Raw genomic sequence first — 25,806 nt, 5'->3', positions numbered from 1 at the left:
TTGCGCTTATGAAGAAACCACAAGTATTTACTTTGCATTTTGCGGGTGGAAACTGTTACTCCTATCAGTTCATGAAACCTGAATTGATCGATTTTGATGTTGTTTCGATAGAGTTGCCAGGGCGAGGCAAGAGAATAGCTGAGCCGCTTATTCGAGGCTTTGAGGCCGCCGCTCAGGATGTTTTTCAACAAATCGTATCTCAGCTTAGTGGGAGCTCTTTTGTTTTATATGGGCATAGTATGGGTGCCGTTCTCGGCCTGAAGGTTGCGCGTATGCTGGAGGATTATGCAAAAAGGCCTTCAGCCCTTATTTTTACCGGCCATGCAGGCCCCAAATTAGTTAAATACAAGAATACTGCTTTCCTGGAGACTCAGGAGCTCAAGCAGGTATTGCTAGAACTTGGCGGTTTGCCTGAGAGTGTTATACATAATTCGGAATTGTTCGCCTTTTTTGAGCCTGTCATCAGGGCTGATTTCGAAGTGGCGGAGCGTGCAGATGGCTACGAGTTTAAGCCTGTTGATATTCCGCTGCATGTGGTAATGGGGACGGAAGAGGAGTTTTCAGAAAAAATAGATTTATGGAGAGAATATACAACGTCTCGCTTTCATAAAAAATTGCTTAGTGGTAACCACTTCTTCATCCATCAGCATGCTTGTGAGATAGCTGCCATTGTAAAGTCAGTGTTGTCACAAGAAGACTAGTATCTATCGAGAAGTTTAGTCCAGTACTCTGCAATCTAAAGCCGACACTAGCTTGTAGTGTCGGCTGCAGTCTTGTAACCGATGAGCCAGAAACGAACCTGTCCAAACGGTTTGGACGCGGTTGCCGGAGCCTTACTCTTTCACAGAGCGCTTGGCTTTGTGGAACATGCGCAAGTCGTCGAACTTGTGGCCATAGGTAAATAGCACTTAGGCGTCCGGGTTCTCCAGGGTGTCGAACCATGGGACAACCCCCGACGATTCGCCCTGGGAGTAGCGGGCCTTGCCTACCGAGACCAGCGGGATGCTGTCCAGCGGGTCGAACTCGTTGCCGGCCAGCTTCAACGTGGCGGTGCCTTCACGGCAAACGCGGTAGTTTTCAATGTTTTTCATGCAGGTGAGGATCACCTTATCTTGCAGGCCGATGCCTTTCACATGGGGCTGGCTTTCAGCTCGAAGCCCAGTCCTTTAGCGCACCGTGCCCAGATCCTCACCTAACCCAGCGCTGACGTCGGCGCAGTTGTCTTTAACTCGCTATGACTTGGCGTAGGCGAGCTATATCTAGCAATTCTGTCAGGCGGACAATAGCCCACCTGACTCATTCACCCAAGGAACCCTCATGGCTGTACGCCAACCCCTCGATGCCACGGCTTGCAGCCTGATGGTCGGCCTCTGTGCCGTCTGGGGCCTGCAACAGGTGGCGCTCAAGGCCACCGCCCAGGACATCGCGCCGATCATGCAGATCGCCCTGCGTTCCGCTGGCGCCGCGTTGCTGGTGGGGCTGTTGATGCTCTGGCGCGGCGAGCGCCTGGGGCTGCGCGAAGGCCACTGGCGCCCCGGCCTGGTGGTGGGCGCGCTGTTCGCCCTGGAGTTCCTGCTGGTGGGCGAGGGCCTGCGTCATACCAGTGCTTCGCACATGGCGATCTTCCTTTACACCGCGCCGATCTTCGCCGCCCTGGGCCTGCATTGGCGGCTGCCCGCCGAGCGTCTCAAGTCGATGCAATGGCTGGGGATCGGCGTGGCGTTCGCCGGTATTGTCGTGGCCTTTAGCGGGCCTTCGTCCCAGGGCGCCGCGGGCAATGCATTGCTGGGGGATTTCCTCGGCCTGCTGGGCGGTGCCGCCTGGGGCGCGACCACGGTGGTGGTGCGCTGTTCACGCCTGGCTTCGAGCCCCACCACCCGGACCTTGCAGTACCAGTTGCTGGGTGCCTGTGTGTGGCTGGGATTGGCGGCCTGGCTGTCCGGGCAAACCTCCATCCGCTTCACCCCGCTGGTCATCACCAGCCTGGGTTTCCAGGTGCTGGTGGTGTCCTTCGCCAGCTTCCTGATCTGGTTTGGCCTGTTGCGCCGCTACCTGGCTTCGCGCCTGGGGGTGCTGTCGTTCATGACGCCGCTGTTCGGCATCGGTTTTGGCGTGTGGCTGCTGCACGAGCCCCTGGAGCCGAGCTTCATCTTCGGCGCCGCGCTGGTGCTGGCGGGCATCGTGCTGGTCAGCGGTTATGAATGGCTGCGCCAGCGCCTGGGCCATGGCCTGCGGCGGGCCCTGGACTCTTGAGGCGGTGCCTCAGGGCTTGGGCGCCGCGAGCTTGTCCTGGATCTTCTGCTGGAGCTGGATGGCGGCGGTGCAGGCCGGGTCCTCGGTACCGTGCTTGTTGCAGGACCTGCCCAGCACCTTGAGGGCCTTGGTGTTGTCTGTCGTGGTGCCGATGCCCTGGCTCAAGTTGAAACCGTACATGGTGCAGGCCCAGGGGTCGTTCGTCTCGCAGGCCTTGGCGTAGGTCTTGGTCACGCACTGGCGCACGGATTCGTCGTCGGGGGTGGCCACGTACATCCCGGCCGCACGGTTGGTGCAGCCGGAGACCACGCCCAGGCTGCAGGCCCGCTGGAACAGCGGCTCATAACCCATGGCCGGGCCCTTGGCCTTTTGCACGTTGATGCCCAGCCAGTAGCAGTCATTGCCATCGCCGCGCTTGCAGCTTTGCAGGCAGCCTTCCATCTGCCCGGGCTCGCTGCAGCGGTCGGGCTCTGTCGGCGCCTCCTTTCGTGGCACCAGCGTCGCCGGGCATTGCCGGGCCAGGCTCTGCCATTGTGGTTGCGCCAGGACCTGGGTCGACACGGCTTCGGCCGGGGTTGCAGGGGCTGGTGCGGCCTGGACCTGCCAGGCTGGCAGCAGGGTCATGGCGAGTAGCCAGGGAAAGTAGAAGGGGCGCATGGGCAATCCTTTAGCGGCATGGATAAGCGCGCGTATCTTAAGGACTTTTACCCACCAGGCCAGGGTTTTATCCCAAGCGGCCAGGGATATTTCTGTGACGCTGGTCAGACGCCCCCTTGAAGTGCCGGGTGCGAACTCTGTACTGTATATAAAAACAGTATATGGGTCCGACCATGCAACTGATCGACAAGCTGGGCATCCTCGCCGATGCCGCCAAGTACGACGCTTCCTGCGCCAGCAGTGGCGCCCCCAAGCGCAGCTCCCAGGGCAAGGAAGGGCTGGGCTCGACCAACGGCATGGGCATCTGCCATAGCTACACGCCGGACGGGCGCTGCGTCTCGTTGCTGAAGATCCTCCTGACCAACTTCTGCCTCTACGACTGCCAGTATTGCGTCAACCGCCGTTCCAGCGATGTGCCGCGGGCCCGCTTCACCCCCGAGGAAGTGGTGCGCCTGACCCTGGACTTCTACCGGCGCAACTGCGTCAGCGGGCTGTTCCTCAGTTCCGGGATCATCCGCTCGGCGGACTACACCATGGAGCAATTGGTGCAAGTGGCCAGGCTCTTGCGCGAGGACCACGAGTTCCGTGGCTACATCCACCTCAAGACCATCCCCGATGCCGACCCCGCGTTGATCGAGCAGGCCGGGCGCTATGCCGACCGCCTGAGCGTGAATGTCGAGCTGCCCACCGACCAGGGCCTCAAGACCCTGGCCCCGGAGAAGCAGCTGGGTTCGATCAAGCAGGCCATGCGCACCATCCACACCGGCGAGCAGACGGTGCTCAACGAGCCCCGGGCCCCGCGTTTCGCCCCGGCCGGGCAGAGCACGCAGATGATCGTCGGCGCCGACGACACCGATGACAGCACCATCTTGCACAGCGCCGAGGCCCTGTACGGCAACTTCCGCCTGCGCCGGGTCTACTACTCGGCCTTCAGCCCGATCCCCAACAGCCCGAAGAGCGTGCCCCTGGCCGCGCCGCCGCTGATGCGCGAGCACCGTCTGTACCAGGCCGACTTCCTGTTGCGCGGTTATGGCTTCAGCGCCAATGAACTGTTCAAGGGACCGGGGCACCTGGCCCTGGACATCGACCCCAAGCTGGCCTGGGCCCTGGAGAACCGCAGCCTGTTTCCCCTGGACCTGAACCGCGCCGAGCCAGCGTTGATCGCGCGTATCCCGGGCATCGGCCTGCGCACCACCCAGCGCCTGGTGGAGCTGCGCCGGGAGCGGCGCATCCGCTTCGAGGACCTGGCGCGCATGCGGTGCGTGCTGGGCAAGGCCAAGCCGTTCCTGATCACCAGCGACTATCACCCGCGCCAGGCCGAGACCAGCAGCGCGCAGCTCTACCAGCAACTGCGTGATCGCCCGCAACCGCAGCAGATGGGGTTGTGGGGATGATCGACCTGGACTGCCACGAGTCGTTCGACACCTGGCGCGAGCAGGCCCGGCGCTTGCTCAGCCATGGCATCGACCCCAGCCAGGTCAGTTGGTCCGGCGCCCGCGAGCCCGACCTGTTCGGCCGGCCGCAGGACTATCCGCAGCAACCCGGGCCATTCCAGGCCCGCATTCCCCTGGCGCTGCTGGGGCTGTTGCAGAGGGCGGCGAGCTATCGTGGCGAGCAGCGCTGGAGCCTGTTGTACGAGGTGCTGTGGCGGGTCAGCCATGGTGACCGCACCGCCATGCTCAGCGGCGACCCCTTGGGCAGCGAGTTGCAACGGCGCATTCGCCAGGTGGATCGCGAGGCTCATCACTTGCACGCCTTCGTGCGTTTTATCGCGGTGCCGCCCGGACGTTCGGCCCTGGCCGAGCAGCCGCAGTTCGTGGCCTGGCACGACCCGGCCCACGACATCCTGGCCAGCGCCAGCGAGCATTTCATCGGACGCATGGGGCGCCAGCGCTGGATGATCGCCACACCCCGCGATGGGGTGTATTTCGATGGCTTGCAACTGCATCACCAGCGCCATTGTCCGCTGGGCTGGCAACAGCTGGCCCAGGGCATGGAAGACCCCGGGGGCGAACTGTGGTTGACCTACTACAGCCATATCTTCAACCCGGCGCGGCTCAACCCCAAGGTCATGCAAGGTCACTTGCCGGCGCGGTTCTGGAAGCACTTGCCGGAGGGGCCGTTGATCCCCGCGTTGATCGCCCAGGCCCGCCACGGCAAGCAGCGCGACGGCCAGGCCAGCCAGGTGGCGGTGCAGCGCGGCAAGCAGATCGGTCCGCGAAGGGAGAGCAAGGTGGCGTCGCTGGAGCCATCAGCGACAATGCGCAGCTTTGAACAATGAGGCAGGCAGCCAATGGATGATGGCAAGGGCATTACCGAGGAATTCTGGTCCAAGGGGGTGAGCGACGACGCCAAGATGATGTGGCGGGTAGGCAGCCGGGGCGTGACCTTCCTGATGGCATTGCTGCTGCCCAAGACCGGGTTCAGGGCCGTGGATATCGGGGTCGGGGTGCTGACCATGCTGGTTCCGTTGCTGGTGATCGAGACACAGAGGGCCTATTCGAAATTTTCTCCCGGGTTCCTGGAACGGGTGATCCGCCTCAGTGTGTTCGCCACGGGTGTCGCCATGGCCAGCCTGGGGTTGGTGGTCTACTTCGGGGTCGTCATGCCCGTGGTTTCAGCGGTGGGCATTCATTTTTTTCAACAAAGTGCCAGCGTCCAGCTGCAGGGGCAGAACGGGGTGGAGGTCGTCGGTTTCTGGTGGATGGCAGCCGTCACCGGGTGCGCCGTGGTATACGCGATACTCAAGAACTTTCGCGAGATGAAGATTTTCGAGCTCGTCTATCACAAGCCGCGCAATGGGGTGAGGCAGCTCATGCAGGACCGGCCGTTGCGCGTCAGCAACTGGCCGATGTTCATCTGGTTCGAACTGTGTGTGTTGATCGCGAGTTTTCTCTACACCTTGATGGCCTCCCGGGCTGCGCTGCTGGTGGTGGAGGGGGCGCACCAGGTGCTGGCGCTGCTGGGTATCGGTCGTTGAGGATTGAACCTGCCTTCATCGGGTCCTGCACACCTCCCATGAAAAAGCCCGCCGCTGGCAAGCAGGGGCGGGCTCGGGTGAAGCGGGGCGGGTCAGACCTTGACGATCCAGCCGGCCGGAGCCTCGACTTCGCCGGTCTGCACGCCAGTCAGCTCCTTGTAGAGCTTCTGGGTGATCGGACCGACTTCTTTTTCGCTGTAGAACACGTGCAGCTTGTTCTGGTACTCGATGCCGCCGATCGGGGTGATCACCGCGGCGGTACCGCAGGCACCGGCTTCCTTGAAGTCGCCGAGCTTGTCGATGAACACGTCGCCCTCGACCACTTCCAGGCCCAGGCGGCTCTTGGCCAGTTCGATCAGCGACAGGCGGGTGATCCCCGGCAGTACCGATGGCGAGTTCGGGGTCACGAACTTGTCGTCATGGGTGATCCCGAAGAAGTTGGCCGAGCCGACTTCCTCGATCTTGCTGTGGGTCAGCGGGTCCAGGTAGATGCAGTCGGCGAAGCTGGCCTTCTTGGCCTGGGAGCCGGGCATCAGGCTGGCGGCGTAGTTGCCACCGACCTTGGCCGCGCCGGTGCCCTGTGGCGCTGCACGGTCATAGCTGGAGATCAGGAAGTTGTGCGGGGTCAGGCCACCCTTGAAGTAGGCACCGACCGGAATGGCGAAGATCGAGAAGATGAACTCGGGTGCGGTGCGCACGCCGATGTTGTCGCCCACGCCGATCACGAACGGGCGCAGGTACAGCGCGCCGCCGGTGCCGTAGGGCGGGATGAAGCGCTCGTTGGCCTTGACCACGGCCTTGCACGCTTCGATGAATTGTTCGGTCGGTACTTGCGGCATCAGCAAGCGAGCGCAGCTGCGCTGCATGCGAGCGGCGTTCTGGTCCGGACGGAACAGGTTGATCGAACCGTCCTTGCAGCGGTAGGCCTTGAGGCCCTCGAAGCACTGCTGGCCATAGTGCAGGGCGGTGGAGCCCTCGCTGATGTGCAGCACGTTGTCTTCGGTCAGGGTGCCTGCGTCCCACTCGCCATTGCGCCAGTACGACAGATAGCGCTTGTCTGTCTTGATGTAGTCAAAACCCAGCTTGTCCCAATTGATGCTTTCGTTACCCATGACACCCTCTATCTCTTAACAACCGTCGGAACGGCTCAAGGCTTCTGACGTTTTTATTGGATGGGCACAACAATACTGCATTCCGGGGGCAGGCCGCACCCCGGACGATGGGAGGGGGAGCAAAAAAACTTAGCCTGCTCATGAACCCTCCCGTCCCCCGGGATAGCGACCTGCTTTGCATCTTTTTTGTAGGAGCGAAGCGTGCTCGCGATGGCGTCGGCGCAGATGGTTCGACGTTTCTGGCGTGCCTGCTGGCCTTATCGCGGGCAAGCCTCGCTCCTACGCTCTGGTGGTTACATGTGCAGCGCGTGGCCCAGGGCCCGCAACGCGGCTTCCTGGACCGCTTCGCCCAGGGTCGGGTGGGCGTGGATGGTGCCGCCGATGTCTTCCAGGCGCGCGCCCATCTCCAGGGATTGGCCGAAAGCCGTGGACAGTTCGGAAACCCCGACGCCTACCGCTTGCCAACCCAGCACCAGGTGGTTGTCACGCCGTGCCACCACGCGTACGAAGCCACCCTTGGATTCCAGGGTCATGGCCCGGCCGTTGGCGGCGAACGGGAAGCTGGCGACGATGCAGTCCAGGCCGGCGGCCTTGGCTTCGTCCGGGGTCTTGCCGACCACCACCACTTCCGGGTCGGTGAAGCACACCGCCGGGATCCCCGCCGGGGTGAACTCCCGGCGCTTGCCGGCGATCAGCTCGGCCACCATCTCGCCCTGGGCCATGGCCCGGTGGGCCAGCATCGGCTCGCCGCTCAGGTCGCCGATGGCCCAGACGTTGCGCATGCTGGTCTGGCAGCGCGCGTCGATCTTGACTGCCGAGCCGTTCATTTCCAGGTTCAGCGCTTCCAGGTTCCAGCCCTGGGTGTTGGGCTTGCGGCCCACCGCCACCAGCACCTGGTCGGTTGCCAGGTCCAGGGTGTCGCCGTTGGGGTCGCGTACCTGCAGGCTGCTGGTGCCGGCATCGAAGCCCAGCACGCTGTGCTTGAGGTAGAGCTTGATCCCCAGTTGCTTGACCGATTCCAGCACCGGTTGGGTCAGCTCGGCGTCATAGGCCGGCAGGATGCGCTCCTGGGCCTCGACCACGCTGACGTCCACCCCCAGCTTGCGGTAGGCGATGCCCAGCTCCAGGCCGATGTAGCCACCGCCGACCACGGCCAGGCGCTTGGGCAGGACCTTGGGCGCCAGGGCCTCGGTGGAGGATATGATCGGCCCGCCGAGGGGCAGCATCGGCAGGTTGACGCTCTTGGAACCGGTGGCCAGCAGCAGGTGCTCGCACTGGATACGGGTATCGGCGCCGTCGATTTCCACGGTCTTGCCGTCGATCACCCGGGCCCAGCCATGGATCACCTGGACCTTGTTCTTTTTCAGCAGGGCCGCGACCCCGGTGGTCAGGCGGTCGACGATGCTGTCCTTCCATTCCACGCTCTTGCCGATGTTCAGGGTCGGCGCCGCCACCTCGATGCCCAGGGCCGAGCCCTGGCTGTGGTGGCGGGTCTGGTGGAACTGTTCGGCCACGTGGATCAGCGCCTTGGACGGGATGCAGCCGATGTTCAGGCAGGTGCCGCCCAGGGACTGGCCTTCCACCAGGATGGTGGAGATCCCCAGCTGGCCGGCGCGGATCGCTGCTACATAGCCGCCAGGGCCGCCGCCGATGATCAGCAGTTGGGTGTTGAGAGTCTGTTGCATGTCTTACTCCACAAACAGCGTGGCGGGTTGTTCGAGCAGGCCGCGGATGGCCTGGATGAATTGCGCGGCGTCCATGCCGTCGACCACCCGGTGATCGAAGGAGCTGGAGAGGTTCATCATCTTGCGGATCACGATCTGGCCCTTGATCACCATGGGCCGCTCGACGATCTTGTTGACCCCGACAATGGCCACTTCCGGCAGGTTCAGCACCGGCGTGCTGACGATCCCGCCCAGGGCGCCGAGGCTGGTGAGGGTGATGGTCGAGCCGGACAGCTCTTCACGCGCGGCCTTGCCGGCGCGGGCGGCCTTGGCCAGGCGCACGATCTCCTCGGCGTTGCCCCACAGGCTGCGGGCCTCGGCATGGCGCACCACCGGCACCATCAGGCCAACGTCGCTCTGGGTGGCGACCCCGACGTGCACCGCGCCGTGACGGGTGACGACCTGGGCTTCATCGTCGTAGCGGGCGTTGATCTGCGGGAAGTCGCGCAGGGCCACGACCATCGCCCGTACCAGGAACGGCAGCAGGGTCAGCTTGCCGCGGGTGGCGCCATGCTTCTCGTTGAGGTGGATGCGCAGTTCTTCCAGGGCGGTGACGTCCACTTCCTCGACGTAGCTGAAGTGTGCGGCGCGGTGCTTGGATTCCTGCATGCGCTGGGCGATCTTGCGACGCATGCCGATCACCTGGATCTGCTCTTCGTCGTGGCGCTCGGCATAACCGGCAGATGGCGCCGAATGTCCGTGCGCCGCCTGGGTGCCCTGGGCCAGGTAGGCGTCCAGGTCCTCATGTAGCACGCGCCCGGCAGGGCCGCTGCCTTGTACCAGGCGCAGCTGGATGCCCAGGTCCAGGGCATGCTTGCGCACCGCCGGCGAGGCCAGTGGGCGCTCGTTGGCGTCCCGGGCGACCGGAGCCTGGGCCGGACGGCTGGCGGCGACCTGGCAGGCGGGAGCCGGTTTTTCCACTTGAGGTGCGGCGGCCACCGGCGCGGCGGCGGGTTTTTCCGGGGCGGCTGGCGCCTTGCTCGGCGTCGGCAACTGGTCGGAGTCCTTGAGGTTGCCTGCCCCCTCGACCTCGATGCTGATCAGGATGCTGCCTACCGCCATCACTTCACCCGGCTCGCCGCCCAGGGCCAGCACTTTGCCGTGGACCGGGGAGGGGATGTCGACCATGGCCTTGTCGGTCATCACGTCTGCCAGCACCTGGTCTTCGACCACCAGGTCGCCGACCTTCACGTGCCACTGCGACAGTTCTACTTCTGCGATGCCTTCGCCGATGTCCGGCATCTTGATAACGTGCGTGCCCATTCAGACCTCCATGACCCGTTGCAGCGCCGCGCCCACTCGGGACGGCCCTGGGAAATATGCCCACTCCTGCGCGTGGGGATACGGCGTATCCCAACCGGTGACGCGCTCGATCGGGGCCTCCAGGTGATGGAAGCAATGCTCTTGCACCAGCGACACCAGTTCGGCGCCGAAACCGCAGGTCCGGGTGGCCTCGTGCACCACCACGCAACGGCCGGTCTTCTGCACCGACTTGACGATGGTGTCCAGGTCCAGCGGCCACAGGCTGCGCAGGTCGATGACCTCGGCGTCGATGCCGGTTTCCTCGGCCGCCACTTGCGAGACATAGACCGTGGTGCCGTAGGTCAGCACGGTGACGTCCTTGCCCGGGCGGGCGATGGCCGCCACGTCCAGCGGGACCTTGTAGTAGCCGTCCGGAACCTGGGCCGAAGGGTGCTTGGACCAAGGGGTCACAGGGCGGTCGTGGTGGCCGTCGAACGGGCCGTTGTACAGGCGCTTGGGCTCCAGGAAGATCACCGGGTCATCGTTCTCGATGGAGGCGATCAGCAGGCCCTTGGCGTCGTAGGGGTTGGACGGCATCACGGTACGCAGGCCACAGACCTGGGTGAACACCGCCTCGATGCTCTGGCTGTGGGTCTGGCCGCCATAGATGCCGCCGCCACACGGCATGCGCATGGTCAGTGGCGCGGTGAACTGGCCGGCGGAGCGATAACGCAGGCGCGCGGCTTCGGAGATGATCTGGTCGGTGGCCGGGTAGACATAGTCGGCGAACTGGATTTCCGCCACCGGCCGCAGGCCATAGGCGCCCATGCCGACGGCGGTGCCGATGATGCCGCTTTCCGAGATCGGTGCGTCGAACACCCGCGAGGTGCCGTACTTGGCCTGCAGGCCCTCGGTGCAGCGGAACACGCCGCCGAAGTAGCCCACGTCCTGGCCGAACACCACGACGTTGTCGTCACGCTCGAGCATCACATCCATGGCCGAGCGCAGGGCCTGGATCATGGTCATGGTGGTGGTGGTCATGGCGGTGTCCAGCTGGATATTGTTGTTGTGATCGTTCATCTCAGACCCCCAGTTGCTGGCGTTGGCGTTTCAGGTGCTCGGGCATGTCCTTGTAGACATCCTCGAACATGGTCGCGGCGCTGGGGATCTGGCCGCCGGCGAGGGTGCCGAACTGCTCGGCTTCCTTCTGCGCGGCGATGACCTGGGCTTCGAGTTCGGCGCTGAGCGCGGCGTGTTCCTCTTCGGACCAGTGGCCGAGCTTGATCAGGTGCTGCTTGAGGCGAGCGATCGGATCGCCGAGCGGGAAGTGGCTCCAGTCGTCGGCCGGCCGGTACTTGGACGGATCGTCGGAGGTGGAGTGCGGGCCGGCACGGTAGGTGACCCACTCGATCAGGGTCGGGCCGAGGTTGCGGCGGGCGCGTTCGGCGGCCCAGCGCGAGGCGGCGTACACGGCGATGAAGTCGTTGCCGTCGACCCGCAGCGAGGCGATGCCGCAACCCACGCCGCGTCCGGCGAAGGTGGTGGCTTCACCACCGGCGATGGCCTGGAAGGTGGAGATCGCCCATTGGTTGTTGACCACGTTGAGGATCACCGGCGCCCGGTAGACGTGGGCGAAGGTCAGGGCGGTGTGGAAGTCCGACTCGGCGGTGGCACCGTCGCCGATCCAGGCCGAGGCGATCTTGGTATCGCCCTTGATCGCCGAGGCCATGCCCCAGCCCACACCCTGCACGAACTGGGTCGCCAGGTTGCCGGAGATGGTGAAGAACCCGGATTCTTTCACCGAGTACATGATCGGCAGCTGGCGCCCCTTGAGCGGGTCGCGCTCGTTGGACAGCAGCTGGCAGATCATGTCCACCAGCGGCACGTCGCGGGCCATCAGGATGCTTTGCTGGCGATAGGTGGGGAAGCACATGTCGTCGACATTCAGGGCCAGCGCCTGGGCGCTGCCGATGGCTTCCTCGCCGAGGCTCTGCATGTAGAACGACATCTTCTTCTGGCGCTGGGCGACCACCATGCGGTTGTCGAAGATGCGGGTCTTGAGCATGGCCCGCATGCCCTGGCGAAGGATCTCCACAGGCACGTCTTCGGCCCATTCGCCCAGGGCGTTGCCCTGGTCATCGAGTACACGGATCAGGCCACGGGAGAGGTCGGCGGTATCGGCGGGTTCTACATCGATCGGGGGTTTGCGCACCAGGCCGGCGTCGTTCAGGCGCAGGTAGGTGAAGTCGGTCTTGCAGCCGGGACGGCCCGATGGTTCGGGAACGTGCAGGCGTAGCGGTGCATACGCTGGGGTCATGGCTTTCTACGCTCGATCTTGTGGATTTCTTGTATTTGGGCGCGCTAGCTGACAGTCCTTCCCTGGGTAAGGGAAATCTTGTCCTACAAACATCATAGGCCGGGAGAAGGAGAATATTTATCTCTGTTTCGTTGCACAGAAAGTCATTTGCAGATAAAAAATCTCTATAAACATAAAAAAAAGGTTGTTTTATCTCATGCGTAAACTGGACCGTACCGATATCGGCATTCTCAACAGCCTGCAAGAGAACGCTCGCATCACCAACGCCGACCTGGCCCGCTCGGTGAATCTTTCTCCAACCCCCTGCTTCAATCGGGTCCGGGCCATGGAGGACCTGGGGCTGATCCGCGAGCAGGTGACCCTGCTGGACGCCGATCTCCTGGGCCTGCATGTCAACGTGTTCATCCACGTCAGCCTGGAGAAGCAGGTCGAAGAAGCGCTGCAGCACTTCGAAGAGGCCATTTCCGATCGTCCGGAAGTGATGGAGTGCTACCTGATGGCCGGCGACCCGGACTACCTGATCCGCGTGCTGGTGCCCAGCATCCAGGCCCTGGAGCGCTTCATGATGGACTTCTTGACCAAGGTGCCGGGGGTGGCCAACATCCGCTCCAGCTTCGCCCTCAAGCAGGTGCGCTACAAGACCGCGCTGCCGCTGCCGGCCAATGGCCTGACCCTGGGTACCTGAGGCTCAGGCCGGCACTTCCCGCCACAACCTGTCGAGCTCCTTGAAGTCCCGGTCGTCCGGGGCCTCGCGGTCGACGATGCGCTCCTGGCCCTGGACCCGGGCCAGGTCCACCACGCCCTGTCCGAGCGCAACCGCCACAGCTGCCGCCAAAAAACCAGGTGGATATGCACTGGATCGTCTCGGCCGGGCATCGCCGGGCATATCAGGTCTATTGCTTGGCCAGGGCACGATGGTGCCCTTGCTGCTGCAATACCAGGATGTCCTGCTTGGGCGTGGCACGGAACAAGCGCGCGTATTCGCGGATGAATTGCGAAACGCTCTCGTAGCCGACCTTGTATGCAGAGGCGCTGACGTTCATGGCTTCATCCAGCATCAGGCGCCGGGCTTCGAACAGGCGCAATTGCTTCTGATACTGCAGGGGCGTTGCTCCGGTCAGTGACTTGAAGTGGCTATGGAACGAGGAAAGGCTCATGCCGCTCGTTTCCGCCAATTCGGCGATGCACAGGGGCTCAGTGAACCTGCCTCGCAATAGCGATATAGCGTCCATGACCCCTCGCGAACGGGTTCCCGCCAGGGCCAGCTCCGCGAAGCTTTCGCCCTTGGGGCCAGCCAGCAGCCAATAGGCTATTTCGCGAATGATGCCCCGGGTCAGCAGGGGGATCGCGTCGGGAACGGCCAGCAAGCGCAGCAAGCGTTGCAGCGCGTGCTCCAGATCGCCTCCCACATCGATGACGAACAGCCCTGGTTCCAGGCTCGCATCAGCGCAAGGGCCTTGGGTGCTTGCCGCTATCTCCCGCAGCACCTCCAGGTCCAATGCCAGCATCAAGCCTAGATAGGGCTTGTCGGAACTGGCTTGGACCACGCTGCCTATGGCGGGTGAATCGATCCTGGCGGCGAGGGCTTGTCCGGGTCCGTAGGCCAGGACCCTGTCGGCGACTCGTGCCTGCTTGAGCCCCTGCAGGGTTACGCAGATCGCCGGCCTGTAGAGCTGGTGATAGAGCGCAATGGGCTCGGTCGCCACCACCAGGTACAGGCCATCGATGGCTGTGCGCAAGAACCCAGTGCCGGATATCGGACTGAGATAGTGTTCGACCATCTGCTTGAGGGCGTATGCCATGGACAAGCTCCTGCATGAAACGACTATTTTCAGCATATCCGCAGCCGATGGGAGCAGCCAGGGCCCAAAACAAGGTTGCAGGATCAGGTGAAAAATTTGGAGGTTTGTTCGTTCCCAATGCGAGTTGGCGACCCTAGAGTCCAGGGAACGCCCTACCGGTGCTCTAGCGGGTCGGTACCAAATGCAGGATCGAGTTTTCGAAGAACGCCGCTGGGGCCCACGTGGCTGTTTCTCTCTCGTATTCAAGGATCATCCTCATGGCAACAATCGAATCCGACATGTCTTCGCGCCTGGCCATGGACGGCTATCGCACGTTCAATCCGGCGACCGGCGAGCTTCTTCGGGAATATCCCACCCTGAGCGATGGACAAGCCCGCGCCCTGGTCGAAAGAGCGCACGAAGCGTTCCTTGCCTGGCGCAGCGAACCGCTGGTGCGGCGCATCGAACTGTTCCGCAAACTGGCCGATCGCATCGATGCGAACGTCGAGCGTCTGGCCAGGCAGATTACCGTCGAAATGGGCAAGCCCCTGGAGCAGGCGAGATTCGAGGTCGGCGTTGTGTCGAGCATGCTCCGCTACTACGCGGATCATGCCGCGCAATTCCTGGCTGACTCGGCGGTGGCGGTCTCGGGGTTCTCCCGGGTCTACACGCGACGTGAGCCCGTAGGGGTTGTCGTGGGCATCGAGCCTTGGAACGGGCCGTTGTACCAGGCCATGCGCGCGGCCGTTCCCAATCTGATGCTCGGCAACAGCGTAGTGCTCAAGCCCGCCGAGATCACCGCAGGATCGACGCTTATCCTCGAGGAACTCTTGGTCGCGGCAGGATTTCCCGAAGCGGTGTTCCAGGTGGCCCTGGTTTCCCGGGAGCAGATCTCGACTTACATCGCCGATCCGCGAGTGCGAGGAGTGACGTTGACCGGTTCGGACCGTGCCGGGGCGCAAATCGGCGCACAAGCCGGGCGGCACATCAAACCGCTGATCCTCGAACTGGGAGGCTCGGATCCATTCATCGTCCTTGATTCTGCCGATATCCCCAAGGCGGCAAGTTCGGCGGCCATATCCCGTCTCGCCCTGGGAGGGCAAATCTGCATCTCGCCCAAGCGCGTGATCGTCACCGAGAAAGTGGCCGATGCATTTATCGAAGCCTATGGCGAAATCTTCATGAACCAGAAAATCGGCGACCCCCTGGATCCGCAAACCACGTTAGGGCCGCTTTCTAGTCCCGGCGCTGTCGATACCTTGCAGGCGCAATACGACGATGCCATTGCCAAGGGCGCCCAGGTCCTGGTCGAGGGCGGACGCATGCCCGGGCCTGGCGCTTATTTCAAACCAGCGGTCCTGGGCGGGATCACAGCCGACATGCGCCTCTATTATGAGGAGGCCTTCGGTCCCATCGGCATCATTTATCGGGTCGCCGATGCCGATGCAGCAGTGGTGCTGGCCAATGACAGTCCGTACGGCCTCGGCGGAACGGTTTATGGGAAGGATCTTAGAGAGGCGAACCGGGTGGCGCAGGCCCTGGACATCGGCATGGTCGGTATCAACCAGTACCTGGGTGGCCCGATCGAGATTCCGTTCGGCGGCACGAAAGCGTCTGGCATTGGCCGTGAATTGGGCAGCACCGGTATGGATGCATTCGCCAACATCAAGACTTACGCGTTGGCCTGATGGCAGGCCAGATCGGCCTGTCTGCGTGGGGGCATCGTTAACGATCCGACGGTTCCCATGTTTCGCACGAAGGCATCGCGTTGTGCTTCCCGAGTCACTCAAGGAAGCGCTGCGGGTTTGCTGGTAATGACATTCCAGTTTTTGACTTGCTCGGGAGCATTCTCATGAAAGCATCGGTATGTCGAGGAATAGGATCAGGGTTTGAGGTCGTGGATGTCGACATCGACCGGCCCATTGGGCGAGAGGTGCTGATCGACGTCCGCGCTTGCGGCCTTTGCCATACGGACCTGACTCTTTCAGAGGCGGACTACGGCTTCACCTTTCCTGCGGTCTTCGGCCATGAGGTGTCTGGCGTGGTGAGGGAAACCGGACCCTTGGTAACGCAGGTTAGCGTCGGTGACCATGTCGTTGGCTGCCTGATCGCCTTCTGCGGGCGGTGCGTCGCCTGCCTCAGTGGCCGGACGCATGAATGCAGCGAGCCAGGCGCGACCCTGCGGGCGGTCGAGCAAGACCCACGCCTGTCGCTCGCCGGTACCGCTATCACCCAAGGATACGGCCTTGGCGGATTCGCAGAACAGGCATTGATCCATGAAAACCAGTTGGCGGTGATCAATCGGGAAATCCCTTTCTCCCATGCTGCGATCCTGGGCTGTGCGACGGTAACGGGCGCAGGGGCGGTCATCAACACTGCCCGGGTTCGTCCCGGAGATACCGTCGCGGTGTTCGGAACTGGCGGCGTCGGGCTCAACGCGATCAATGCCGCCCGGCTCAGCGGCGCCTTGAAGATCATCGCGATCGACATCATCGACGCCAAGCTCAAGCGTGCCGTCGATTTTGGTGCAACCCATGTCGTCAACTCCCTGGCATCGGACCCTGTCGAGGCGGTTCGGGATATCACCGGTGGTGGCGTGGACTTCGCTTTCGAAGCCATTGGCTTGCCCGCTACGCAGGCGCAGGCGATCCGCGCGGCCCGAGATGGAGGAACGGCACTGCTGATCGGCCTGGGCAAGCCTGGCGCATGCATCACGCTGGATACGTCGCTCTCGCTGCTAGCCGAGCACAAGACGATTCGGGGGGTCGCAATGGGCTCTACGAACCTGAAGCGGGACATTCCGCTCTATGCCGATTTCTGTGTGGATGGACGTCTTCTGGTTGGGGAACTGGTAAGCGAGGAAATTTCCCTCGAGCAGATCCCCAGTGCCTACCAGCGATTGAAGCGGGGCGAGACGCTGCGAGCTGTTGTCACCCAGTGGTGACCACGCAGAAGCCGGGATGCGACGCCAGAGCCGGACATCCGGCCAATGGCCTGACCCTGGGCACCTGAGGCTCAGGCCGGCGCTTGCCGCCACAACCTGTCGAGCTCCTTGAAGTCCCAGTTGCCCGGGGCTTCGCGGCCGACGATGCGCTCCTGGCCCTGGACCCGGGCCAGGTCCACCACGCTCTGTTCCAGCGGCAGGTTGGAGCGGGTGGAGAAGAACACCTTGACCTTGGGCAGCAGCAAGGTCTCGGGGTGCTGCTCCAGCACCACCGCCAGGCGCCCGCTCTCTAGGCGCACCAGGGAGCCCACCGGGTAAATCCCGACACTCTTGACGAAGGCCTGGAACACTCGCTGGTCGAAGTGGCCGGTCCAGGTGGACATGCGCTGGATCGCCTCGGCCGGGTCCCAGCCACGGTTGTAGGGACGGTTGGAGGTCACCGCGTCGTACACATCGCACACCGCGCCCATCTGTGCGAATAGGCTGATCTGCTCGCCCTTGAGGCGGTGCGGGTAACCCGAGCCGTCGGCCTTTTCATGGTGGTGCAGGCACACATCCAGCACCAGGGCATCCACGTCGGGACTCTGGCGCAGGATTGCGCCGCCGGCCTCGGGGTGCAGCTTGACCTGTTCGAACTCGTTGTCCGAGAGTTTCTGCGGTTTGTTGAGGATGGCATCGGGGATGGTCAGCTTGCCCACGTCGTGCAGCAACCCGGCGACCCCGGCAAGTTGTACGAGGGGCGCCGGCAGGCCCAGCTGGCGCGCGGTGGCCAGCATCAATGCGCAGACCGCCACCGAATGCATGTAGGTGTAGTCGTCGGCGCTTTTCAAGCGCGCCAGGCTGATCAGCGCATGGGGATGGCGCAGCAGCGACTCGGTGATCTGGCCCACCAGGTCGCTGGCTTGTTGTATCGCCACCACCTGGCCCAGCCGCACTTCCTGGAACATGTCCATCACCGCCTGGCGCGAGTGGGCGCAGACCTTCAGCGCCCGCTGCATTTCCTCGTCCATGCTGGCCCGTGGCGCCGCGACTGCGGGGGCCGGGGTGGCGGTCGTCGCATCGGCGCTGGCTACCGGCGGAGCAGGGGGCTCGGGCAGGTCGCGGCCTTTGCTGGGGTCGATCCACAGGCCGTTCAGGTTCGAGCGCTGCAAGCGCCGCAGGTCTTCGTGGTTGTCCAGGAGAAAGCCGGCCTTCCAGAACGAATGGTCCAGCCAGGAACCCGAAAAGCGCTGGATGTACATGCCCAAGCGCAGTTGTTGCACCGAGATCAGTTTCAGCATGACCAGTACTCCCCCGAGGGCGCTTGACTCTCATCGCTCCGGCGCTTGTCCGGCAACGGCCGGAGCGATGAACCACGAACCACACAAGCCTTGTCCCACCTCGTTGCGCATCTACAGGGCGAAGCGGGCCACCAGCTTGTTCAGCCCCACCGCCAGGGACGACAGTTCGCTGCTGGCCAGGGAGGTCTGGCTGGCGGCGGACGAGCTCTGCAACGCCAGGTCGCGGATGCTCATCAGGTTCTGGTCCACCGAGCGGGCCACCTGGGCCTGTTGTTCCGAGGCGGTGGCGATCATCAGGTTGCGTTCGTTGATGTCGCTGATGGCTTCGGTGATATGGCCGATGGCGCTGCCGGCCTCATGGGCGATGGCCAGGGTCTGGTTGGCGTCCTCGCTGCTCTGCTGCATGGACAGCATGGCCTTGCTCGAGCCGTTCTGGATGCCCTGGATCATCTGCTCGATTTCCTGGGTCGACAGCTGGGTCCGGTGGGCCAGCGCCCGCACCTCGTCGGCCACCACGGCAAACCCACGGCCCTGCTCACCGGCCCGCGCCGCCTCGATCGCGGCGTTCAGGGCCAGCAGGTTGGTCTGCTCGGCGATGGCGCGGATCACGTCCAGGACCTTGGTGATGTCCTGGGCCTGCTGGGCCAGGCCGGCCATTTCCACCCGGGTGTTCTCCACGGTGCCGGTGAGCTTCTCGATGGCATGGATGGTCTGCTCGACCCGTTCCTTGCCCAGGCCCGCCGAATGCTCCGAGGCCTGGGTGGACTGCGAGGCGGATACCGCGTTGCGCGCCACTTCCTCCACCGCCGCGGTCATCTGGTTGACCGCCGTGGCGGCCTGGTCGGTCTCCATGCTCTGTTGCTGGATGCCGGCGTTGGATTCGCGGGTGATGGCGCTCATCTCCTCGGCGGCCGAGGCCAGTTGGGTCGAGGAATCGCTGATATGGCGGATGGTCGACTTGAGGCTGTCGAGCATGGCCTGGGTCGCCGCTTGCAGGTCGGTCAACTCGTCGCGCCCGCTGACTTCCACCTGAGTACGCAGGTCGCCTTCGGCGATCTTGCGGGTGCTTGCCAGCAGCGACAGCACCGGGTGGGTGATGCTGCGGGTGAACAGGGTGGCGATCAGGATGGTCAGGACGATAGCCAGGATGATGATCACCCAGGTCACGGTCAGGCCGCCGCTGAATTGCTCGCCGGCGACGACCGCGGATTGCTCGGCCCCGCTCTCGTTGATGCGAATCAGCTCCTCGATGGACGCTTGCAGGGTGTTGGCCAGAGGCACCGTGATCTGGTTGATGTAGTCGGCGGTCTGCTGGGCGGTATTGGCCTGGGTGGAGTCGATCATCACCGCCAGTTTGTCGAGATAGTCCCGGGCGCCACGCTTGACCTGCTCGTAGGCGGCCTTTTCCTCGGGGCCGGACACCAGCGGCTCATAGTCCTTGATGGCCTCGGCCAGGGTGGTCTTCAAGGTGCCCAGCTTGTCCAGCGAAGCGGGTTTCTGGCTGTCTCCTTCAGTGGCGTAGTGCAGGGCCTCCAGGCGTACGCGCAAGGTGCCGGATTCGATTTTCGCGGCTTGGCGGACGCTGGGCATCCAGTTGGTTTGCAAGTCCAGCGCGGCGTCGTGAATCTGTCCCATCTTCCACAGTGCCAGCCCCCCGAGGCCGATCAGTAGTACGCAGATGGCGCCGAAGCTCAGCAGCGCCCTGGAAGTCAGCTTCAAGTTTCTTGTCACCATAGAGGCACCTTGCAGGTTGGAGTGATACAGCCAGGTTTGTGTCGACTCCTTGTCGCCCTGATATCACTCTGACTCCTAAATGATGAAAAATCTGTAGAGATGTTAAAAAATATTTCTGTAAACGATTCTCCGTTTCACCCAGCGCGCCAACGCCCGGCAAACCGAGCGATGCGTTTAACCAGGCACACCGCGAATGCCGGCTCTGCGGCTCGTGTCGAGCCATGCGCAGCTTGCGGCAGCGGCTGTACGAAGCGCGGTACACGGCCCCTGGTTTGACTCCCATCAACGTGCCTTTTGCGCTTTTGCGCCATGCTGGGCGCCTGTCCAATGGAGAAGGAAAAGGCCCATGACTACGCCTGTGACAACGGCGCCCGCGGCCAAGGCCGCATTACCGATTGGATTGCTGGTCGCCGTGCTGGCCATGATCGGCGTGTTGTTCCTGCCGCTGCCCGCCGACCTGCCCGTGGCGGGGCACCGCATGCTGGCGATCCTGGCATTCGCCGTGGTGGTGTGGATCAGCGAAGCAGTGTCCTACGAGGCCAGCGCGATCATGATCACCGCCCTGATGGCGATCCTCATCGGCACCGCGCCAACCTTGAACGACCCCGGCCAACTGTATGGCAGCTCGGCGGCCATCAGCCTGGCCCTGACCGGGTTTTCCAACTCGGCCCTGGCCCTGGTGGCCGGCGCCTTGTTCATCGCTGCCGCCATGACCCACACCGGCCTGGACCGGCGCATCGCCCTGGTGACCCTGGCCCGGGTCGGCACCAGCACCCGGCGCATCCTCCTGGGCGCCATCGCCGTGACCATCCTCCTCAGCCTGCTGGTGCCCAGCGCCACCGCCCGCAGTGCCTGCGTGGTGCCGATCATGATGGGGGTGATCGCCGCGTTCGGCGTCGACAAGCGCTCGAACATCGCCGCCGGGCTGATGATCGTCGTCGCCCAGGGCACCAGTATCTGGAACGTCGGGATCCAGACCGCCGCCGCGCAGAACCTTCTGACCGTAGGATTCATGGACAAGATGCTCGGCCAGCGCGTGGCCTGGCTCGACTGGTTGATCGCCGGCGCGCCCTGGGCGCTGATCATGTCCCTGGTGCTGTTGTATCTGGTGCTCAAGATGCTGCCCCCGGAGAGCGACAGCATTCCCGGCGGCAAGGAAGCGGTGGCCAGGTCCCTGGCGGATATCGGCCCCATGACCGGACCGCAGAAGCGCCTGCTGGCGGTGTCGCTGCTGTTGCTGCTGGCCTGGTCCACCGAAGGCAAGCTGCACCCGTTCGACACCACGACCACCACCTACGCCGGGCTGGTGTTCCTGCTGCTGCCACGGATCGGCATCATGACCTGGAAGGATGTGCAGTCGCGCATTCCCTGGGGCACGGTGATCGTCTTCGGGGTCGGCATCAGCCTCGGTTCGGCGCTGCTCAGTACCCAGGCCGGGCAATGGCTGGGCACCCAGGTGGTGGCCCACACCGGGCTGGACCAGGTGGGCCCGCTGGCGGTCTTCGCCATCCTCGGCGCCTTCCTGATCCTGATCCACCTGGGTTTCGCCAGCGCCACGGCACTGACCTCGGCCTTGCTGCCGATCCTCATCGCGGTGCTGCAGACCCTGCCGGGCGAGTTCAGCCGGCTGGGCATGACCATGCTCCTGGGATTCGTGGTCAGCTACGGCTTCATCCTGCCGATCAACGCCCCGCAGAACATGGTGTGCCTGGGTACCGAGACCTTCACCGCGCGCCAGTTCGCCAAGGTCGGGCTGGTGGTGACGCTGGTCGGCTACCTGCTGATGCTGGTGTTCGCCATGACCTGGTGGAAATGGCTGGGCTGGCTGTAGGCCCGGAGCGGGGCAGGGCTGGCGCTACAGCCAGCCGCTGAACACCCGGGTCACGCTACCGGCCAGGCGCACCTTGCCCTGGCCGTCCCAGCTCACGCTCACCGGTCCGCCGTCGCACAGCACCGTCACCTGGTTGTCCAGCAGGCCCCGGCGGATGCCGTTGACCACAGCACCGCAGGAGCAGGAACCGGACCCCAGGGGAATGCCGCCGTGGCGTTCCCAGATCCGCAGGCGAATGGTCTGGCGGTCGATGACCTGGATGAAATGCACGTTGGTCTGGTGCACGAATAGCGGATGGGTCTCGATCGAAGGTCCAAGGCTGGCGATGTCCAGCTGCTGCAGGTCGTCGACGAAAAAACTGCAATGCGGATTGCCCATGCTGCACGCCGCCGGTTCCCCCGGCAGCGGCAGGCGCAGGCTGTCCAGCTCCCGGGCCAGGGGAATGTCCTGCCAGGCGAGCCCGGGAATACCCATCTCCACCGACACGCTGTGGTCGGCCAGGCGCTGGCACTCTTGAATGCCGCGGGCGGTCTTCAGGCGCAGCGAGCTGGCGCCGCTTTCGCGCAGCAACAGCTCGGCGGCACCCCGGGTGGCACTGCCGCAGGCATCGAGGCTGGAACCATCGGCATTGAAGAAGGTCAGTTGCGCCGCGCTCTCGCGACAATCGCCCAGCACCACCAGTTGATTGAAACCTATGCCACGTTGCCGGTCGCCCAAGGCCCTGGCGCGTTCGGCGGTGATCGGCTGGCCGCGACCGCGGGCGTCGATCACCACGAAATCGTCGCCATTGGCATGCATCTTCACGAAATTAAGCGCCATTCATGCTCCACAGGGACAGGACAAGATATGCCACCAGGCCAGGATCGACCGGCTAGCGGCTCGCGCCGCCACCTGTTGCAGGATTTCGAAAAAACTCCGGCGACGCCAGCGTCTTGCAATAAAATTCACCCAACGTACTCCAGGTGTGCCTGGGGCCGGGGGTTTATAGCAGGCTGGCGGTCACACGACCCGCGTCGACCTTCCCGGTACGGACTAGAACAACACTAAGGTCACTGCATGGATCACTACGCCCCGCGCAACTGGCAGCCCCATGAAAAGCCCAGCTTGCCCGGCTCGCCCTCGACACCGCTGCACCCCACCCACAAGCGCCTGGCCTATGCGCTGGTGGGCCTTCTGGTGGCCATCACCGGCGGCTTGGGCAACTCCCTGGTGATCGCCAACCTGCCTTACCTGCAGGGCGCCCTGGGTGCCACCAGCGCGGAAATGGCCTGGCTGCCGGCCGCCTATGTCATGACCAACGTGTCGATGAACCTGCTGCTGGTGAAGTTCCGCCAGCAGTTCGGCCTGCGGGCCTTCACCGAAGTGTTCCTGGTGCTCTATGCGCTGGTGACCTTCGGCCACCTGTTCGTCAACGACCTGAGTTCGGCCATCGCCGTGCGCGCGGCCCACGGCATGGTGGGCGCGGCCTTGAGCTCCCTGGGCCTGTACTACATGGTCCAGGCCTTTCCGGCCAAGTGGCGGCTCAAGGCCCTGGTGCTGGGGCTGGGCACCTCGCAGCTGGCCTTGCCCCTGGCGCGGCTGTTCTCCGAAGACTTGCTGCAGATCGCCGAGTGGCGTGGCCTGTACCTGTTCGAACTGGGCCTGGCGCTGACCTCCCTGGGCTGCGTGTTCATGCTCAAGCTGCCGCCCGGCGATCGCTTTCGCACCTTCGAGAAACTCGACTTCCTGACCTTCGCCTTGCTCGCCACCGGCGTGGCGCTGCTATGCGCAGTGCTGTCCCTGGGGCGCATCGACTGGTGGCTGGAGGCACCGTGGATCGGCTACGCCAGCGCCGCCTCGATCCTGCTGATCTTCGCTGGCCTGTGCATCGAACATAACCGTCGCAACCCGATGCTGATGACCCGCTGGCTGGGCAGCGGGGCGATGATCCGCCTGGCCCTGGCGGTGATCCTGATCCGCATGGTGCTGTCGGAGCAGTCCACTGGCGCGGTGGGTTTCCTCCAGGCGCTGAACATGAGCAGCGAGCAGATGCGCCTGCTTTACGGGGTGATGCTGCTGGGCAGCATCGCGGGGCTGGCCACCAGTGCCTTGACCATCAACCCGGCGCACCTGTTCATGCCCCTGGTCATTTCCCTGGCGCTGATGGCCGTCGGTTCGGTGATGGACAGTTTCTCCAGCAATCTCACGCGGCCGGCCAACATGTACATCAGCCAGTTCCTGCTGGCTTTCGGCGGCACCTTCTTCCTCGGCCCGACCATGGTCCTGGGCACCCGCAACGTGCTGACCAACCCGCGCAACCTGGTGAGCTTCTCGGTGCTGTTCGGCATCTGCCAGAACCTCGGCGGGCTGATCGGCTCGGCCTTGCTGGGGACCTTCCAGATCGTGCGCGAGAAGTACCATTCCAGTCATATCGTCGAGCAGCTGACCTTGCTCGATCCCCAGGTCCTGGCCCGGGTGCAGAGCGGCGGGGCGGCCTATGGCAAGGTCATCGCCGACCCTGACCTGCGCACCCTGCAAGGTATGCGCAGCCTGGCTTCGGCGGCCACCCGCGAAGCCAACGTGATGGCCTACAACGATGTATTCATGCTGATCGCGGTGATCGCCGTGCTGACCATGATCTGGATCTTCATCCGCAGCCTGTGGCTGATGAGCACCACCAAGCCCGTCGCGCCCCAGGCTCCCGTCCAACCCAGTGGTGCCCCTTCTTCATGAGCGAAACCGTCAATCCCACCACCAATGCCATCGCCTCGAGCCCCGAGCCCAATGGCCCGCCGACCATTCCCGCCACCGAGCCACGGCCGTTGGCGGTGCGGATCATCTCGTCCCTGGGGTTTGCCGCGATCGCCATCGTCGGCGTGCTGATCGTGCTCTATGCCTGGCAGCTGCCGCCTTTTTCCAGCGCCATCGAAAGCACCGAGAACGCCCTGGTGCGTGGCCAGGTGACGATCATCGGGCCGCAGCTCAGCGGTTATGTGTTCGAAGTGCCGGTGCAGGACTTCCAGCACGTCAAGACCGGCGACCTGCTGGTGCGCCTGGACGACCGCATCTACCAGCAGCGCCTGGACCAGTCCCTGGCCCAGCTGGCGGTGCAGAAGGCCTCCCTGGCCAATAACCTGCAACAACGCAACAGCGCCGAAGCCACCATCAAGCTGCGCCAGGCGGCCCTGGCCGACAGCCAGGCCCAGGCGCGCAAGAGCGCCGCGGACCTGTCGCGCAACGAGGCGCTGATCGCCGATGGTTCGGTGTCCCGGCGTGAGCTGGACGTGACCCGCGCCGCCAATGCCCAGACCGTGGCGGCGGTGGCCCAGGCCCAGGCCCAGCTGGAAATCGCCCGCCAGGACCTGCAGACCGTGATCGTCAATCGCGGCTCCCTGGAGGCGGCGGTGGCCAATGCCGAAGCGGCGGTGCAACTGGCGCGGATCGACCTATCCAACACCCGGATCCTCGCCCCGCGCGATGGCCAGCTGGGGCAGATCGGCGTGCGCCTGGGGGCCTACGTCAACTCAGGGGCGCAGTTGATGGCCCTGGTGCCGGACCAGTTGTGGGTGATCGCCAACATGAAGGAAACCCAGATGGACAACGTCCGGCTGGGGCAGCCGGTGAGCTTCACCGTGGATGCGCTGAACCACCGCAAGTTCACCGGCAAGGTGCAGCTGATCTCGCCGGCCACCGGCTCGGAATTCGCCTTGCTGCAGGCGGACAACGCCACCGGCAACTTCGTCAAGATCGCCCAGCGGGTGCCAGTGCGGATCACCGTCGACCCCGACCAGCAGGAACTGGATCGCCTGCGCCCGGGCCTGTCGGTGGTGGTCAGCATCGACACCTCCGTCACCCCCTAGCGCTACCGCCCTGTAGCCGCTGTCGAGCCCGCGAGGCTGCGCACGAGGACGCAGCCCTCGCCAAACCGGCCAATGAGTATTTTCTGGATGAGCGCGGTGCTTGCTCTTGCGG

General features: G+C 63.9%; 23 protein-coding genes. 11 read left to right on the top strand and 12 right to left on the bottom strand.

Annotated elements, in window-relative coordinates:
• The first annotated feature begins 8 nt into the window (after window positions 1-8).
• Complete coding sequence (locus CAG11_RS12030; RefSeq protein WP_085596497.1) at window positions 9-701, top strand: thioesterase II family protein; 693 nt, start codon at window positions 9-11, stop codon at window positions 699-701.
• Between the two features lie 207 nt (window positions 702-908).
• On the opposite strand, the gene CAG11_RS12025 is transcribed toward CAG11_RS12030, so the two are convergent.
• Complete coding sequence (locus CAG11_RS12025; RefSeq protein WP_143494544.1) at window positions 909-1,091, bottom strand: hypothetical protein; 183 nt, start codon at window positions 1,089-1,091, stop codon at window positions 909-911.
• Window positions 1,092-1,317: 226 nt separating this feature from the next.
• Between CAG11_RS12025 and CAG11_RS12020 the strand changes: the two genes are divergently transcribed.
• Window positions 1,318-2,253 carry a DMT family transporter gene (locus CAG11_RS12020; protein WP_085596495.1) on the top strand — a complete coding sequence of 312 codons (936 nt, stop codon included), beginning with the start codon at window positions 1,318-1,320 and terminating at the stop codon, window positions 2,251-2,253.
• A 9-nt stretch (window positions 2,254-2,262) separates the two neighbouring features.
• Here CAG11_RS12020 and CAG11_RS12015 read toward each other — a convergent pair whose 3' ends face one another.
• Window positions 2,263-2,910, bottom strand: a complete 648-nt coding sequence (locus CAG11_RS12015; RefSeq protein WP_085596494.1) for a sel1 repeat family protein — start codon at window positions 2,908-2,910, stop codon at window positions 2,263-2,265.
• A gap of 173 nt (window positions 2,911-3,083) precedes the next feature.
• Here CAG11_RS12015 and CAG11_RS12010 point away from each other — a divergent pair, with 173 nt between their 5' ends.
• From CAG11_RS12010 to CAG11_RS12000, 3 genes are read left to right on the top strand one after another with little or no spacing between them, the layout of a single operon-like run.
• Window positions 3,084-4,304 carry a putative DNA modification/repair radical SAM protein gene (locus CAG11_RS12010; protein ID WP_085596661.1) on the top strand — a complete coding sequence of 407 codons (1,221 nt, stop codon included), beginning with the start codon at window positions 3,084-3,086 and terminating at the stop codon, window positions 4,302-4,304.
• Window positions 4,301-5,191 (top strand): TIGR03915 family putative DNA repair protein, encoded by an 891-nt coding sequence (locus CAG11_RS12005; RefSeq protein ID WP_085596493.1) that lies wholly within the window; start codon window positions 4,301-4,303, stop codon window positions 5,189-5,191. Before CAG11_RS12010 ends, CAG11_RS12005 begins: the two co-directional genes overlap by 4 nt.
• A gap of 12 nt (window positions 5,192-5,203) precedes the next feature.
• The gene (locus CAG11_RS12000) at window positions 5,204-5,890 is read left to right on the top strand and encodes a hypothetical protein (RefSeq protein ID WP_085596492.1); all 687 of its coding nucleotides are present in this window, start codon (window positions 5,204-5,206) and stop codon (window positions 5,888-5,890) included.
• Between the two features lie 92 nt (window positions 5,891-5,982).
• Here the strand turns inward: CAG11_RS12000 and CAG11_RS11995 are convergent, their stop codons facing one another.
• From CAG11_RS11995 to CAG11_RS11975, 5 genes are all read right to left on the bottom strand, one after another.
• Window positions 5,983-7,002: a branched-chain amino acid aminotransferase gene (locus tag CAG11_RS11995; RefSeq protein WP_022643880.1), complete on the bottom strand. Its 1,020-nt coding sequence runs from the start codon at window positions 7,000-7,002 to the stop codon at window positions 5,983-5,985.
• 293 nt (window positions 7,003-7,295) lie between these two features.
• On the bottom strand, window positions 7,296-8,687 hold the full coding sequence (gene lpdA, locus CAG11_RS11990; RefSeq protein ID WP_085596491.1) for a dihydrolipoyl dehydrogenase: 1,392 nt from the start codon (window positions 8,685-8,687) through the stop codon (window positions 7,296-7,298).
• Window positions 8,688-8,690: 3 nt separating this feature from the next.
• Complete coding sequence (locus CAG11_RS11985; RefSeq protein ID WP_085596490.1) at window positions 8,691-9,989, bottom strand: dihydrolipoamide acetyltransferase family protein; 1,299 nt, start codon at window positions 9,987-9,989, stop codon at window positions 8,691-8,693.
• Window positions 9,990-11,048, bottom strand: a complete 1,059-nt coding sequence (locus tag CAG11_RS11980) for an alpha-ketoacid dehydrogenase subunit beta (RefSeq protein ID WP_022643883.1) — start codon at window positions 11,046-11,048, stop codon at window positions 9,990-9,992.
• 1 nt (window position 11,049) lies between these two features.
• Window positions 11,050-12,285, bottom strand: coding sequence for a 3-methyl-2-oxobutanoate dehydrogenase (2-methylpropanoyl-transferring) subunit alpha (locus tag CAG11_RS11975; RefSeq protein ID WP_022643884.1), 1,236 nt, complete (start codon window positions 12,283-12,285; stop codon window positions 11,050-11,052).
• A 196-nt stretch (window positions 12,286-12,481) separates the two neighbouring features.
• On the opposite strand from CAG11_RS11975, the gene bkdR reads away from it, so the two are divergent.
• Window positions 12,482-12,970 carry a Bkd operon transcriptional regulator BkdR gene (gene bkdR, locus CAG11_RS11970; protein ID WP_022643885.1) on the top strand — a complete coding sequence of 163 codons (489 nt, stop codon included), beginning with the start codon at window positions 12,482-12,484 and terminating at the stop codon, window positions 12,968-12,970.
• Window positions 12,971-12,973: 3 nt separating this feature from the next.
• On the opposite strand, the gene CAG11_RS34045 is transcribed toward bkdR, so the two are convergent.
• Both CAG11_RS34045 and CAG11_RS11965 read right to left on the bottom strand, forming a co-directional pair.
• A complete protein-coding gene (locus CAG11_RS34045; RefSeq protein ID WP_256578564.1) occupies window positions 12,974-13,108 on the bottom strand; it encodes a hypothetical protein in 135 nt (44 codons plus the stop codon).
• Window positions 13,109-13,178: 70 nt separating this feature from the next.
• On the bottom strand, window positions 13,179-14,087 hold the full coding sequence (locus tag CAG11_RS11965) for an AraC family transcriptional regulator (RefSeq protein ID WP_158091416.1): 909 nt from the start codon (window positions 14,085-14,087) through the stop codon (window positions 13,179-13,181).
• Between the two features lie 257 nt (window positions 14,088-14,344).
• Here CAG11_RS11965 and CAG11_RS11960 point away from each other — a divergent pair, with 257 nt between their 5' ends.
• Both CAG11_RS11960 and CAG11_RS11955 read left to right on the top strand, forming a co-directional pair.
• Window positions 14,345-15,754, top strand: a complete 1,410-nt coding sequence (locus CAG11_RS11960) for an aldehyde dehydrogenase family protein (protein ID WP_085596488.1) — start codon at window positions 14,345-14,347, stop codon at window positions 15,752-15,754.
• Window positions 15,755-15,918: 164 nt separating this feature from the next.
• Window positions 15,919-17,010, top strand: a complete 1,092-nt coding sequence (locus CAG11_RS11955) for a zinc-binding dehydrogenase (RefSeq protein WP_085596487.1) — start codon at window positions 15,919-15,921, stop codon at window positions 17,008-17,010.
• Between the two features lie 71 nt (window positions 17,011-17,081).
• On the opposite strand, the gene CAG11_RS11950 is transcribed toward CAG11_RS11955, so the two are convergent.
• Both CAG11_RS11950 and CAG11_RS11945 read right to left on the bottom strand, forming a co-directional pair.
• Window positions 17,082-18,290: an HD-GYP domain-containing protein gene (locus tag CAG11_RS11950; protein WP_085596486.1), complete on the bottom strand. Its 1,209-nt coding sequence runs from the start codon at window positions 18,288-18,290 to the stop codon at window positions 17,082-17,084.
• A 111-nt stretch (window positions 18,291-18,401) separates the two neighbouring features.
• The gene (locus CAG11_RS11945; RefSeq protein ID WP_085596485.1) at window positions 18,402-20,024 is read right to left on the bottom strand and encodes a methyl-accepting chemotaxis protein; all 1,623 of its coding nucleotides are present in this window, start codon (window positions 20,022-20,024) and stop codon (window positions 18,402-18,404) included.
• A 346-nt stretch (window positions 20,025-20,370) separates the two neighbouring features.
• On the opposite strand from CAG11_RS11945, the gene CAG11_RS11940 reads away from it, so the two are divergent.
• On the top strand, window positions 20,371-21,855 hold the full coding sequence (locus tag CAG11_RS11940; protein ID WP_085596484.1) for a DASS family sodium-coupled anion symporter: 1,485 nt from the start codon (window positions 20,371-20,373) through the stop codon (window positions 21,853-21,855).
• A gap of 24 nt (window positions 21,856-21,879) precedes the next feature.
• Here CAG11_RS11940 and dapF read toward each other — a convergent pair whose 3' ends face one another.
• Window positions 21,880-22,674, bottom strand: coding sequence for a diaminopimelate epimerase (dapF, locus tag CAG11_RS11935; protein ID WP_085596483.1), 795 nt, complete (start codon window positions 22,672-22,674; stop codon window positions 21,880-21,882).
• A 237-nt stretch (window positions 22,675-22,911) separates the two neighbouring features.
• Between dapF and CAG11_RS11930 the strand changes: the two genes are divergently transcribed.
• Complete coding sequence (locus CAG11_RS11930) at window positions 22,912-24,567, top strand: MFS transporter (protein ID WP_085596482.1); 1,656 nt, start codon at window positions 22,912-22,914, stop codon at window positions 24,565-24,567.
• The gene (locus CAG11_RS11925) at window positions 24,564-25,694 is read left to right on the top strand and encodes an HlyD family secretion protein (RefSeq protein WP_068584445.1); all 1,131 of its coding nucleotides are present in this window, start codon (window positions 24,564-24,566) and stop codon (window positions 25,692-25,694) included. Before CAG11_RS11930 ends, CAG11_RS11925 begins: the two co-directional genes overlap by 4 nt.
• Window positions 25,695-25,806: the final 112 nt, after the last annotated feature.

It is taken from the genome of Pseudomonas sp. B6(2017) (assembly GCF_002112765.1).
GTDB classification, from domain to species: domain Bacteria; phylum Pseudomonadota; class Gammaproteobacteria; order Pseudomonadales; family Pseudomonadaceae; genus Aquipseudomonas; species Aquipseudomonas piscis.
Note: the sequence above shows the minus strand (reverse complement) of the source record. Positions and strands in the feature narration are given on the sequence as shown.